The organism is Aeromonas sp. s12, from assembly GCF_040907925.1.
Classification (GTDB): Bacteria; Pseudomonadota; Gammaproteobacteria; order Enterobacterales; family Aeromonadaceae; genus Aeromonas; species Aeromonas veronii.
On the sequence record NZ_JBFOCT010000028.1, the window covers coordinates 238,487 to 251,492 of the forward strand.

Consider the following 13,006-nt stretch of genomic DNA (forward strand, 5'->3'; position numbering starts at 1 on the left):
TCCCGTTATCGAGTGAAAAGGAGTTGAGATGCGCATTGCCATGATTGGTCTGGGGGATATCGCCCAAAAAGCCTATCTGCCGCTGCTGGCGAGCGATGAGCGGGTTACCCCGCTGCTCTGCACCCGCAATCCGGCAGTGCTGGAGACGCTGGCCCGCCAGTATCGGGTCGCCGAGTGCTTTACCGATGTGGCGGCCCTGCTGGCCAGTCGCCCCGATGCCGTGATGATCCACGCCGCTACCGCCGTTCACCGCGAGCTGGCCGAGCAGTGCCTGCGGGCAGGGATCCCCACCTTTGTCGACAAGCCCCTGTGCGACAACCTGGCCGAGGCCGAGGCGCTGGCCAACCTCGCCATCGCGCAAGATTGTGCCCTCTTTACCGGTTTCAACCGCCGCTATCTGCCCGCCATGGCCGAGGCACGGGCCCAGCCGCTCACCGAGCTTAACTGGCAGAAACACCGCTTCGCCCTGCCGGGCAAGGCGCGGGATTTTATGTTCGACGACTTTATCCATGTGCTCGACAGCCTCTGCTTCTATGGCGGCGTGCCGGATGGCAACTTTCATGCGGTATTGCGACCGGATACGAAGGACAAGAGTTTGCTGGCAGGGGTAAGCGTCAGCTGGCAAAGTGGCGATCGTGCCATCAGCGGCAGCATGAACCGCAGCGCCGGGATCACCGAGGAGCGCATCGATGCCTACGGCGACAATCTCTCCCTGCACCTTGAGAACTGCACCCGCGGCATCATCGCCCGCGACAAGGCAGCGCAGATGCTGGCCCCCAACGACTGGCAGCCGGTGCTGGCCCAGCGCGGCTTTGCCGCCATGCTGGCGCACTGGTATCAGCAGATTGAATTGGGCAAGGCAGATAGCGAGCTGATCGCCTCCTACCTGCACGGTCACCGGCTGGCAGAGCAGCTGGTGGCGCAGGCTGACAAGCGGAGTTAAGGCTGGCTGGAAGCCTGAGATATATGAATACGAGGTGCGCGAAGGTTGCGCACCAAAAACAAAGGGGGCCGCAGTTGCGGCCCCCCGTTGTTATGGGATGAGATGCATGGGATCAGATGCACTTCACCGGCTTGGGCAGGCCGCCAATCTTGGTCGCCTGCTTGGCGGGCCCTTCTGGGAACAGCTTGTAGAGGTAGCGGCTGTTGCCCTTCTCGGGGCCGTACTGCTTCTCCATCGCCTTGACCAGTGCGCGGATGGCGGGGGAGGTGTTGAACTCCAGATAGAAGGCGCGCACAAAGCGCACCACTTCCCAGTGCGGCTCCTCCAGCTCGATCCCCTCCTGCGCAGCCAGCACCAGCGCCAGCTCCTCGCTCCAGTCGTTGCTGTTGAGCAGGTAGCCCTTGGCATCGGTCTCGATGAGTTGGCCGTTGAATTCCAGCTGATGTTTTTCGGACGCAGACATGGGGGCTCCTCGCTAATGGGGCTATCAGGATTGGGCGGGCATGGTAGCGCCTTGATCCCCGGTGAGCAACCGGCTCTCGTTGGCCAGATGCAGCAGCTGATCCGCCAGCTCGCTGATCAGGTTGAGCTGCTGGGTCAGCATCAGCTGCTCCTCGCTGCTGTCCGGGCTGCTGTCCGTGCAAAGAAGGGGGCTCTGACCACCGATGGAACTGGAGGGGTTGCCCGCCAGATGACCGGCGGCCTGCTCCAGGGTGTGGCAGATGTGGTGGCGCACCTCATCCAGCCCGCTGATGGCCTCCAGTTTGTCGCGATGAGCCCCCAGCGCCGAGATGTAGGAGAGCAGGGCGTGGTTGCGCCAGGTGAGGGTAAAGCAGAGATCGAGGAAGCGGCGGCGCTTTTGCGGCTCCACCAGCATGCTCTGCCAGGCGGTGGCCAGTTCGCTGTCCGCCAGATGGGCGCTCTTGCGCGCCACCCGATAGTCGATGGACTCGTCCCGCTGCTGCTTGAGGCTCGCCAGCACCGCCGAGAGGTAGCGGGCGTTGGCCGAGAGCGAATTGGCGATAAGCGTCGGCAGCCGCTTGTATTGCCAGTCCGGCCAGAGCCAGGCCACCAGCCCGTAGGAGATGAGGCAGCCGAGCAGGGTATCGAGCAGCCGCGGCCCGAGAATGGCAAAGCCGATGCCATCGAGCAGGTTGAACGCCATCAGCACGTAGAGGGTGATAAAGCAGACCGCAGCGCTGTAGTTGTTGCGCACCTGGGTGAAAAACAGGAAGGCCGCCAGCCCCATCACCACCAGCTGAACGTGCAGCTCGGGGAAGAGCCAGAGTACCGGAATGCCCACCAGAATACCGGCGAAGGTGCCGAGCATCCGCTGCACCAGTCGGCGGCGGGTGGCGCTGTAGCTGGGCTGGCAGACAAACAGCACGGTCAGCAAAATCCAGTAGCCCTTTTCCAGATCAAAGGCTTGCAGTATGCCGTAGCCGATCACCAGCCCGAGTGACAAACGCAGCGCATGGCGAAACACCATGGAGTGCAAGGTGAGGTGCTGCTTGAGCTGGGCCAGCAGCGGCAGGCGGGGCGGCCGCGCCAGCGCGGGCAGCTCCTGCTCTGGTTGCTCGGGGTTTTGCAGCACTTCGGCGCTGCCGAGCAGCTGGTTGATACTGGCCAGATTACGGCGCAGGAACTTCATCGGCGTCAGCAGGGTTTTCGGGTAGTGCTGCTTGAGATTGGTGAACTCCAGCTGATCGCCGAGGGCCTCAAGCGTCCAGTGGATGCGCTTGTTATGGGCGTAGGGTTTGTGCACCAGAATGGCGTAACCGAGCCGCTGGCACGCCTCGGAGAGTTGCAGGAACACCTCCTGAAATCCTTCCAGTACGATGCCCTGCTTGAGCTCCGCTTCCAGCCGGCTGTAGGGGTAGTGGCTGGAGGTGGCTCGCTCGTGAATCTCCAGCGCCAGCAGGTAGAGGCGCAGCAGGCTGGCCAGCTCGGGGCTGGCCGGATGGCGGCGGCTCAGGCGGGCGTTGAGGGCCGACTTGGTGAGGGTCAGCGCGCTCACCAGATTGATATTTAGCTGGGCCAGATTGTGGCGAATGGCCTGAGCGCCGTGCTCGTCCGCCGGGAAGAAGCGGGACTTTTCCAGCAAGTAGCGGCCAAGGGCGAAGTAGCTCTGGGCCAGTTGCTCGTGCAGGGTCTTGTAGGGCAGCAGCCAGAGCCAGATAAACGAGACCAGCCCGTACCAGAGGGCGCCAGCGCCGAGGGCCAGCGGCTGGTAGAAAAGATCCGGTGCCTTGGCGGCCCCCAGCATGGTGTAGATGGCGATCAGCAGCGAGCCGAAGCTGATGGTGGCGTAGCGGGCACCGAGCGCCCCCACCATCACGAAGATAAAGGTGGAGCTGGCCAGCCCGATGGCAAACAGCCAGGGGGTGGGGTAGAGATACTGCACGCACAGGGACGCAAACATGAAGCAGATGAGCGTCATGGCGAGGTTTTTGAGTCGTCCCCACAGGCTGTCGTCGGTTTCGGCGATTGCACCCGCCACTACCCCGAGGGAGAGCAGCACGGTGAGCTGGATATTGCCGGTGGCCAGGGTGAAGGCGAGCAGACCGAGAATGGCCAGCAGCACCTTGAGAGCGAAGTAGATGTGACTATCGGTCAGCAGTCGGCGTAACAAACCGGAGAATTCCATGGGCATGCTAGGCACCACCCTTGAGCGAAGCAAAATCGATGTGACTATCAATCAGCAGTCGGCGCAGCAGGCCAGAGAGATCCATCGGCATGAGACAGGTGAAACCCTTGATCGAAACGAGAGCGAGATAGTAACCCGCCAAGCGCGAAATGGCCCTGATCCAAATCAGGGCCACTTCGCTTTATATCCTTGATTTACAACTTATCCTGACAGAAACAGGAGCCAATAAAAACCCCGCCGAAGCGGGGTTTCTGATTAGTTGCGGTTGCCGCCAAGCAGGCTCAGCAAGCTCAGGAAAATGTTGTAGATGGAGACATACAGGGTGACGGTGGCGGAGATGTAGTTGGTCTCGCCGCCGCGCACGATCTGCTGGGTAGTCAGCAGGATGGCACCGGAGGAGAAGAGCATGAACATGGCGGACAGAGCCAGGCTCAGGGCGCTCATCTGCAGGAAGATGTTGGCAATCATGGCCACCAGCAGTACCCAGAAACCGACGAACAGCATGCCGCCGATGAAAGAGAGGTCACGCTTGGTGGTCAGGGCATAGGCCGACAGACCGAAGAAGGTGAGCGCGGTGCCGCCAAGGGCGGTCATCACGATCTCGCCACCACCATTGTTCATGTACATGTTGATGATGGGGCCCAGGCTATAGCCCAGCAGACCGGTCAGGGCGAAGGTGAAGACCAGCCCCATGCCGTTGTTGCGATTCTTCTCGGTCAGGAACATCAGACCGTAGACACCGATCAGGAACACGGCCCAGTGCAGCGGCGGCATGTTCATCACGGTAGCGACCCCCGCCACCACGGCAGAGAAGCCCAGAGTGAGGGAGAGCAGCATATAGGTGTTACGCAGCACCTTGTTGGTATCGCGTACGGCACTTTGGGTGCCAGTGTAGATAGAACGGGTATCCATCTTGGGTGTCCTCTTGATGTCCGGGTGAGACGGCGAGCAGCCGCCTCGTGATCGCTGTTTGTTACTGCATGTTTACGCATTGTATGTAGAACAAATAGGGATGACGAGGAACAATTTCAAGCCACCTGCCATTTTGCTCCCGCACACTATCCCACAGGAAATATGTATTGCATATGAACAAGGGCTTAGCGTAGTATGCACGCCGTTCGGAGGGGTGGCAGAGCGGCTGAATGCACCGGTCTTGAAAACCGGCGATGGGCGACCATCCGTGGGTTCAAATCCCACCTCCTCCGCCATATTCAAAGAGAAAGCCCAAGCGGTCACCCGCTTGGGCTTTTTCGTATCTACGGTTTCTGGCCGAAAATGGTCTTGAAAGAAGGCGCCGACAAAGCGCCCCGGCACTTTATGTCCTAGACCAGAATGACCTGCACATCTCTGGCTTTGATCTGCTCGATAACCTCTTTATCCGCATCCTTGCCGGTGATCAGAATGTCGATCTTGCTGGCGGCGCAAAACAGCATGCCTGCCCGCTGTCCCACTTTGCTGCTGTCAGCCAGTACCACCAGCCGGCCGACGTGGTTGAGCATCTTCTGCTCCGCCATGGCGGTCAGCATATCCATCTTGTAGAGACCATCTGCGGTGACACCCTTGCCGCTGGTAAACATCCAGTGCCCGGCATAGAGGGAGGAGATCTCGTCCTGCGGTGCCAGGGTGATGGATTGCGACTTGTTGTATTGACCGCCGATGATCACCACGCCGTCATGGTCATTCTCGATCAGGTAGTTGGCGAGCGGGAAGTAGTTGGTGATGACCTGAACATCCTGCCCGCAGATCTCCTGACCCAGCACGAAGGCGGTGGAGCCACAGTTGATGACCGCGCTTTCCCCCGGTTTGATCAGGGCTGCTGCCACCTGGGCGATGCGCACCTTTTCGCTGTGATTGAGGCTTTCATTGCTGTCGAGCGGAGACCAGTGGGCCTTTCTGGCCTGCATCAGGGCTTCGGCCCCGTTGCGCACCTTGCGCAGCTTGCCGGAGTCATTGAGCTTGTTGATATCGCGGCGCGCGGTGGCCGGAGAGATATCAAAGGCTTGCATTATGCTGTTGACCGACAGATGACGTTTCTGATTGAGCAGTTCCAAAATGGCGTTATGGCGATGTGCTTCTGTCATATCATGCCTGATGATGATTGAATCTGATTGGGTGGTGATTATATCGCGCATAGGTGTCGATGACAGCAACCTTGTTAACTCTTCTGATAATGGGCGTTCAGGCGATCGCCAGACCGGCTTGCCGAGCGTGTTCGACCAGTCGCCCCTTGGCCGTTTTCAGGTTGCTTGCCCACTCTTCATCCTTAGCCCACATCTCCAGCACCAGGGGGCCGTTGTAACCGATTTTTGCCAGAGTGTGGAAAATGGCGGCAAAGTCGACCTCTCCTTCGCCAATGACCAGATCACGGAACTGCCCGCTGCAACTGGCCGTTACCTTGCGGGTATCTTTGAGGTGGATCTGCACGATATGGTCAGCACTCAATTGCAGCTCGGTGCAGGTGTCGTAGTTCCAGCCGGTGATATTGCCGACATCCGGATAGGCCATGAAGTAGGGGGAGGGGATCTGCTTTTTCAGCACCTCGAATTTGCTGAGGGAGTTGAGATAGGGGGTATCCATGATCTCCACACCCAGCATGATGCCTGCCCGTTCCGCCATCTTGGCGGCTGCCAGCATTCCTTCGATGAAGTGGCGGTGGGTTTCGTCGCTTTGCGGTTCGTAATAGACGTCGTAGCCCGCCAGCTGGATGCAGCGAATGCCTAGCTTGTACGCCAGATTGATCGCTTTTTCCATGATGATGGCCGCCTGTGTGCGGATGGCCGGATTGCGCGAACCAAACGGAAAGCGGCGATGGGCGCTCAGGCACATGGAGTGCAACGGCAAGCTGTGCTGCTCGCACAGGCGTCTGAGCCGATAGATTTCGCTATCTGACCAGTCGAGCCGTTGCAGTTTTTCATCTGATTCATCAATGGATATCTCGATGAAATCAAAGCCAAGCTCCTTGGCCGACAAAATTTTCTCTTGCCACTCCAGTGCAGAGGGCATGGCTTTTTCATAAAGGCCGAGGCGTAAGGCATGGTCAAAGTGGTGCATACAAGCTCCTGCATTCAGATAGGGAAATAGCGGTTCAATACCTCGAGGATCCCGCCCTCGTCGTTGCTCTCGCAGGTGACCCGGTTGGCCATCTGCTTAATCTCCGGCTCGGCATTGGCCATGGCGATGCCCATCCCTGCGAGGCAGAGCATGGAGGCGTCGTTGTGGTTGTCGCCGATGGCGACCAGTCGCGCCGGGCTGATCCCTTGCTGGTCCAGATAATCCTGCAGTCGCGCTCCCTTGCTGTTGCCGCGGCGGGCAAAATCAACCCGATTGGCCCATGACTGCTCGCCACTGAAGTGTTCGCGTACCCAGGGGTGATGTGAGAAGGCCTGAATGGCGGTGATCTCTCCCTCGGCCACGAACTTCCAGACATGGCTGCTGTTGGCCAGCTCATCTTCAAACGAGTCAACACTGGCTACCTGCGGCTGGATCGGCGGCGCAAAGCCGCTGGCCCACTGCTGCAGGGCCGCCACGTAGCGCACCGGCTGATGAGCGGAGTAGACCATGCGGTCAGTGACATACATGACGAGGTTGAGTCGGTGCTCCCTTGCCAGCGCGATAAAGCGTTGTGCCAGTTCATGGGGAATGGCGTTCTCTGCCAGCACGGCGCGCCGGTCGTAGTCGTAAACGTAGGTGCCGTTGCAGCAGATGATGGGAGTGGTCAGCCCCAGTTCGTGGTGATAGGGGTGGGCGGCTGTGTGGTGTCTGCCGGTGACCAGCATGACGGTGGCCTGCTCCTTGATCCTCATGATGGCCTCTTTGACGGCCGGCATGATGGTGTGAGCACTGGTCAGGGTGGTGCCATCGAGATCGAGGGCCAGGGCGTGATAGCGCATCGTCTGATCTTCTTGTTATCCGGTGAGGTGGGGGCAATAGAGGGGGTGATTGAGATGACGCCTTGCTGGCCCATCTCCATCACCCTCCCTCGTATTACCCGACGTCTGACAGGGCGTGCTTACAGGAAAGATTTGTAAGGCAGCTCCGGCTCATCGATGAAGATGTCATCGAACCCGCGCGGGTGCTGGTAGTGCAGCTTGCTCTGGTCGGTCGGGAAGGTGTACTTGCCACCGACTTGCCAGAAGAAGGGGCTGAAGCGATAGCCGAGGCGATCCTTTTTCATGTTCCAGAGCACTTCGATCTCGCGGGGATCGCTTTGGAAGTTGGCCCAGATATCGTGGTGGAACGGGATCACCACCTTGGTGTTGAGGGACTCCCCGGCCCGCAAGATGTCTGATGAGGTCATCTTGTCGGTCACGCCACGGGGGTTCTCGCCATAAGAGAGCAGCGCCACATCGATCTGGTAGTCATTGCCATGCTTGGCGTAGTAGTTGGAGTAGTGAGAATCACCCGAGTGGTAGAGGTTGCCCCCGGATGTCTTGACCAGATAGTTCACTGCCCGATCATCCATGCCATCCAGAATGCTCTTGTCGGTGGAGGAGACCCCCGCCGGCAGGGTGACCAGCGCGGTACGGTCAAAGGCATCGAGTACCTGGATCACGATATCGCCCACCAGGATCTCGTCACCTACGCGGGCCACTACGCAACGCTCGGCAGGCACCCCCCAGCGCAACCAGAGGTCGACACAGGCTTTCGGGCCGATGAACTTCACATGCTCACCACAGTTTTGCAGCACGGCAGCCGCCACATTGACGTCGATATGGTCGGCATGATCGTGGGTAGCGAGCACTGCATCGATATCTTTAATCCCGAAAGGATCGAGCACGAAAGGTGAGGTTCTCAGGTTGGGTTGCAGCTTGCGCACGCCCCCCATCCGCATCATCTGGTGCTGCTTGTTCATGTAGGGATTACCATGGGTTCGCTTGCCCGTGCCGCACCAGAAGTCGATGGAGATGTTGGTATTGCCGGCAGACTTCAGCCAGATACCGGTGCAACCCAGCCACCACATGGCGAAGGTATTCGGTTTGACCTCTTCCTGCTCAATCTCTTCATTCAGCCAGGTGCCCCACTCGGGGAAGGTGCTGAGGATCCACGATTCACGGGTGATTTCTTCAATCTTGCTCATCTCACATACCTTTCTGATTTGGATGGTTCACACAGTGGTGATTCATCGGGTGATGACATGACTTGCATGGTTGCGAGTCAGTGATTTGCTTTGATTGGTTATGACTATATTACTCGCATTTGTGATTATCAATGATTGTGGTGATTGTTTTGTGAGATTAATTGCGGCATATCACAATCAAGAGATGAGTACATTTTTAAGTGATTGTATTTATTGGGTTTACTTGTTTTTTGTCTATTTGTAGGGATTCTTTGAATCCTTTTATGCAGCTTTGAGTGCCCTTTTAACCGAAGTTTTACATCCAGATGGTGGAAAAAAGAGATTCTCCCGACCTCGATCTTCATCACAATAAATCACGATGTGATTATGTATGATTATTTTGAATTTGATAGTGAGTGGTGGCAGTTGAATCTGCTCGCGGGGCGTCAGGTAAAGCAATGCCCATATGAATGGTGAGATGTCTGCACCAATCCAATAGCAATGAGTTGTCCTCATCTGGACGGAGCATAAATATGGAAACCCTCTACAACGCTTTTTACATCTTTTACAGTCAGGTGATGACCAAGGCACCCCTGCTGTTGGGGCTGGTGACCTGTATTGGCTACCTGTTGCTCAAGCAGGATGGCACGACGGTCGTCAAGGGCACCGTGAAGACCATCGTCGGTTTCATGCTGGTGCAGGTGGGCGCCAGTACGCTGGTGGCCGGTTTCAAGCCGGTGGTGGACAAGATTGCGGAATATCATCACCTCACCGGTTCAGTGATTGATCCCTACACCACCATGATGGCGACCATGGAAACCATGGGAGAGAACTACTCCTGGGTCGGATATGCGGTATTGCTGGCCCTCGCCCTCAATATTCTGCTGGTGTTGCTGCGGCGTTATACCGGGATCCGCACCATCATGCTGACCGGCCACATCATGTTTCAGCAGGTAGGTCTGATCGCGGTCTTCTATATGGTGATGGGGGCCTCGATGTGGGAAACCATCCTCTATTCCTCCGTCATCATGGCGCTCTATTGGGGGATCTCCTCCAACATCATGTTCAAGCCGACTCAGGAAGTGACAGGTGGGGCGGGGTTCTCCATCGGCCACCAGCAACAGGTTGCTTCCTGGATTGCCACCAAGGTGGCTCCGAAACTGGGCAATAAAGAAGAGAGCGTCGATCACCTGAAGCTGCCAAAGTGGCTGCACATCTTCCACGACAGCATCACGGCGACCGCCATCGTGATGACCATCTTCTTCGGTATCATCCTGCTCTCGTTTGGCCTTGATAATCTGCAACAGATGGCGGGTCAGACTCACTGGTCCATCTACATTCTCGAAACCGGTCTCAAGTTTGCGGTCGCCATTCAGGTCATCGTGGTGGGGGTGCGGATGTTCGTTGCCGAACTCTCCGAGGCCTTCAAGGGGATCTCCGAACGGGTCATTCCCAACGCCGTCCTGGCAATCGATTGCGCCGCTATCTACGCCTACTCGCCGAATGCCATGGTCTTTGGCTTCATGTGGGGGGCTATCGGTCAGTTCCTTGCTGTGCTTGCCCTGCTGGCATTCCAGGCGCCCATCATGATTATCCCGGGCTTCATTCCCATGTTCTTCTCCAACGCCACCATAGGGGTGTTCGCCAACCACTTTGGCGGCTGGCGCGCAGTGATGAAGATCTGCTTGGTGATGGGGATCATCGAGGTGCTGGGCTCTGCCTGGGCAATCCACCTGTTCGCGGTCAATGGCGCCAGCTTCAATGGCTGGATGGGGATGGCTGACTGGGCGCTGGTGTTCCCGGTGATCATGCAGGGACTCTCCTTCTCTTCCCTGTTCTTCGTGGTATTGCTGGCCGGTGCCGGGCTTTATATGTACTTCGCTTCCCGCACCCTGCGGATGGAAGAGGATATGGCTGTCCCGAGTGCTGCCGTGGCAGAAGACGCGGCCGATCTGCCAGCCTCGCCAGTCGAGAGTGCCAAAGGGGGGCATGCAGTGCGGATCCTGGCGGTATGCGGCAACGGTCAGGGTTCCTCCATGATGATGAAGATGAAGATCGGCAAGTTTCTCGAACAGCGTGGCGTGCCCCATGTCATGGACTCCTGCGCCGTTGCTGATTACAAAACCAAGCTGCAGACCACCGACATCATCGTCTCTTCCAAGCATCTGGCCGGCGAGATGAGCCCCGGTGAGGGCAAATTCGTGCTGGGCGTGCAGAACATGCTCAACCCCAATTCGTTTGGTGATGAACTGCTGGGCATCATCAAGAACAACTTTGCAAATTAAGCCGATGATCCTCGCTGCACTCGGCAGCGGGCAAGGAGAACAAGATGAAATTCAAACAATCGCTGATGGAAAACAACTCTGTATTGCTCAACTCGGCCGCCAGCGACTGGCGCAGCGCCATCAAGCTGGGTACTGACATGCTGATCCGCTCCGGCGCCGTGGAGCCGCGTTACCACGATGCGATCATCGGCAGCATTGAAAAGATGGGGCCCTATATCGTGATTGCCCCCCAGTTCGCGATGCCCCATGCAAGGCCGGAGGATGGAGTCAATCGCACGGCGTTTGCACTGGTCACCCTGACTACGCCGGTGAAATTTGAAGGGGAAGAGGAGCCGGTGGACGTGCTGGTAACGCTGGCGGGCAGTACCTCGGATGAACACATGGAGGGACTGATGGAGGTGACTCAGGTGCTGGAGGATGAATGCAGCGAGAGCGGGATCAACCTCGACAAGCTGCGAGCGTGCCAGAGCACAGCAGATGTATTCAACGTCATTGATCAGGCGCTGGCGCAAGTGGTCTGAGGCACCCAACGCGGCCCCGTAAGGGGCCCAGGAGAACGAAATGTACAACTCATTGAAAGAGGCGGTATTGGAGGCCAACCTGCTGTTGCCCCGATACGGTCTGGTTACCCTGACTTGGGGCAATGTATCCCAGATTGATCGCAGCCTGGGCGTGGTGGCCATCAAGCCATCGGGGGTCTCTTACGACAATATGACTGTTGACGATATCGTGGTCGTTAATTTGGAAGGCCAGATCGTCGATGGGCATTTATCCCCGTCCAGTGATACCGCAACCCATCTGGTTTTATATAAAGCGTTTAAAGGTATTTCCGGTATTGTGCACACCCATTCCCGTCATGGCACTATTTGGGCGCAAGCAGGAATGGATATTCCCGCCTTGGGTACCACTCATGCCGATTATTTCTATGGCGATATTCCCTGCACCCGTCCGCTGACTGAAGATGAAATCCGCATTGATTATGAAAAAAATACCGGCAAGGTCATTGTCGAAGAATTTCAGCGACGGGATCTGGATCCGCAGGCCTTGCCTGGCGTGGTCATCACCGGTCATGCCCCCTTCTGCTGGGGCAAGAATGCGGTGGATGCGGTGCACAATGCGCTGGTGCTGGAGGAGGTCGCTACCATGGCGCTGGCAACCAGAGCGTTGAACCCGGCCATCCATATTACGCAGGAGTTGTCTGATAAACACTACTTCAGAAAGCATGGTGAGAATGCCTATTACGGCCAGCGTTAATTAGTTGGCCCATTATTTAAATTACCCATCTATCTATATTAGTGACATCAGGTTACGGCCCTTTATCGACTTTAAATCAATGGGCCAATCAATTAAGCCAAGGTTTTAAATTGAGGAAATATAGTATGACCAAACCAATGTTACAGATTGCTCTGGATTCTACCGATCTTGCTACCGCCGTGGATATTGCCGATCGCGTTGCCGGTTATGTCGAGGTGATCGAGGTCGGCACTATTCTGGCCTTTGCGGAAGGCATGTCTGCGGTACGCACCATGCGCGAGCGTCATCCTGATCACATTATCGTGTGTGATATGAAGACCACAGATGGTGGTGCCATTCTGGCTCGCATGGCCTTCTCGGCCGGAGCTGACTGGATCACGGTATCGGCCGCCGCACATGTCGCTACCATTGCTGCATGCAAGAAAGTCGCGGACGAGTTTGGTGGGGAGATCCAGATAGAGATCTATGGCAACTGGACGCTGGATGATGCCAAACAGTGGGCCGATATGGGGATCACCCAGGCTATCTATCACCGCTCGCGGGATGCCGAGTTGGCCGGGGTCAGCTGGACGCAGGCTGATTTGAGCAAGATGCGGGCACTCTCCGAGCTGGGGCTGGAGCTGTCGATCACCGGCGGTATAGTGCCGGAAGATATCCACCTGTTTGAAGGGATTAGGGCCAAGACCTTTATCGCCGGACGGGCACTGGCATCGGAAAGCGGTCAGGCAACCGCCGAAGCGTTGCGCCGAGAGATAAGCAAATATTGGTAACAGGAGCAGGTTATTAGCGGATAAAGGCCCCGGAAATACTTCGGGGCCTTG

Annotated in this window: 12 protein-coding genes and 1 tRNA gene; 6 read left to right on the forward strand and 7 right to left on the reverse strand. The window is 57.3% G+C overall.

Going from position 1 to position 13,006, the window contains the following annotated elements; all coding sequences use genetic code 11:
- Positions 1-28: 28 nt before the first annotated feature.
- Complete coding sequence (locus AB5Y67_RS14865) at positions 29-943, forward strand: Gfo/Idh/MocA family protein (protein WP_199428246.1); 915 nt, start codon at positions 29-31, stop codon at positions 941-943.
- A gap of 112 nt (positions 944-1,055) precedes the next feature.
- On the opposite strand, the gene AB5Y67_RS14870 is transcribed toward AB5Y67_RS14865, so the two are convergent.
- The 3 genes from AB5Y67_RS14870 to AB5Y67_RS14880 all read right to left on the reverse strand — a co-directional run bounded on the left by AB5Y67_RS14870 (position 1,056) and on the right by AB5Y67_RS14880 (position 4,502).
- Positions 1,056-1,406 carry a TusE/DsrC/DsvC family sulfur relay protein gene (locus AB5Y67_RS14870; RefSeq protein ID WP_005347582.1) on the reverse strand — a complete coding sequence of 117 codons (351 nt, stop codon included), beginning with the start codon at positions 1,404-1,406 and terminating at the stop codon, positions 1,056-1,058.
- Between the two features lie 24 nt (positions 1,407-1,430).
- On the reverse strand, positions 1,431-3,596 hold the full coding sequence (yccS, locus tag AB5Y67_RS14875; protein WP_199428245.1) for a YccS family putative transporter: 2,166 nt from the start codon (positions 3,594-3,596) through the stop codon (positions 1,431-1,433).
- 249 nt (positions 3,597-3,845) lie between these two features.
- Positions 3,846-4,502, reverse strand: a complete 657-nt coding sequence (locus AB5Y67_RS14880; protein WP_005338308.1) for a Bax inhibitor-1/YccA family protein — start codon at positions 4,500-4,502, stop codon at positions 3,846-3,848.
- Positions 4,503-4,710: 208 nt separating this feature from the next.
- Here AB5Y67_RS14880 and AB5Y67_RS14885 point away from each other — a divergent pair.
- Positions 4,711-4,798 (forward strand) — tRNA-Ser (locus AB5Y67_RS14885).
- 114 nt (positions 4,799-4,912) lie between these two features.
- Here the strand turns inward: AB5Y67_RS14885 and ulaR are convergent.
- From ulaR to ulaG, 4 genes are all read right to left on the reverse strand, one after another.
- Positions 4,913-5,671: an HTH-type transcriptional regulator UlaR gene (ulaR, locus tag AB5Y67_RS14890; RefSeq protein WP_064340066.1), complete on the reverse strand. Its 759-nt coding sequence runs from the start codon at positions 5,669-5,671 to the stop codon at positions 4,913-4,915.
- A 97-nt stretch (positions 5,672-5,768) separates the two neighbouring features.
- Positions 5,769-6,641 (reverse strand): L-ribulose-5-phosphate 3-epimerase, encoded by an 873-nt coding sequence (locus AB5Y67_RS14895; protein ID WP_064338475.1) that lies wholly within the window; start codon positions 6,639-6,641, stop codon positions 5,769-5,771.
- Between the two features lie 14 nt (positions 6,642-6,655).
- Complete coding sequence (locus tag AB5Y67_RS14900) at positions 6,656-7,480, reverse strand: Cof-type HAD-IIB family hydrolase (RefSeq protein WP_042083624.1); 825 nt, start codon at positions 7,478-7,480, stop codon at positions 6,656-6,658.
- A gap of 119 nt (positions 7,481-7,599) precedes the next feature.
- On the reverse strand, positions 7,600-8,667 hold the full coding sequence (ulaG, locus tag AB5Y67_RS14905) for an L-ascorbate 6-phosphate lactonase (RefSeq protein WP_064338474.1): 1,068 nt from the start codon (positions 8,665-8,667) through the stop codon (positions 7,600-7,602).
- A gap of 512 nt (positions 8,668-9,179) precedes the next feature.
- On the opposite strand from ulaG, the gene AB5Y67_RS14910 reads away from it, so the two are divergent.
- From AB5Y67_RS14910 to AB5Y67_RS14925, 4 genes are all read left to right on the forward strand, one after another.
- On the forward strand, positions 9,180-10,931 hold the full coding sequence (locus AB5Y67_RS14910; protein ID WP_064338473.1) for a PTS ascorbate-specific subunit IIBC: 1,752 nt from the start codon (positions 9,180-9,182) through the stop codon (positions 10,929-10,931).
- A gap of 44 nt (positions 10,932-10,975) precedes the next feature.
- On the forward strand, positions 10,976-11,452 hold the full coding sequence (locus AB5Y67_RS14915) for a PTS sugar transporter subunit IIA (RefSeq protein ID WP_042083631.1): 477 nt from the start codon (positions 10,976-10,978) through the stop codon (positions 11,450-11,452).
- Between the two features lie 40 nt (positions 11,453-11,492).
- Positions 11,493-12,185, forward strand: a complete 693-nt coding sequence (locus AB5Y67_RS14920) for an L-ribulose-5-phosphate 4-epimerase (protein ID WP_199416012.1) — start codon at positions 11,493-11,495, stop codon at positions 12,183-12,185.
- A gap of 125 nt (positions 12,186-12,310) precedes the next feature.
- The gene (locus AB5Y67_RS14925) at positions 12,311-12,955 is read left to right on the forward strand and encodes a 3-keto-L-gulonate-6-phosphate decarboxylase UlaD (protein WP_064338471.1); all 645 of its coding nucleotides are present in this window, start codon (positions 12,311-12,313) and stop codon (positions 12,953-12,955) included.
- The last annotated feature ends 51 nt before the right edge of the window (positions 12,956-13,006 follow it).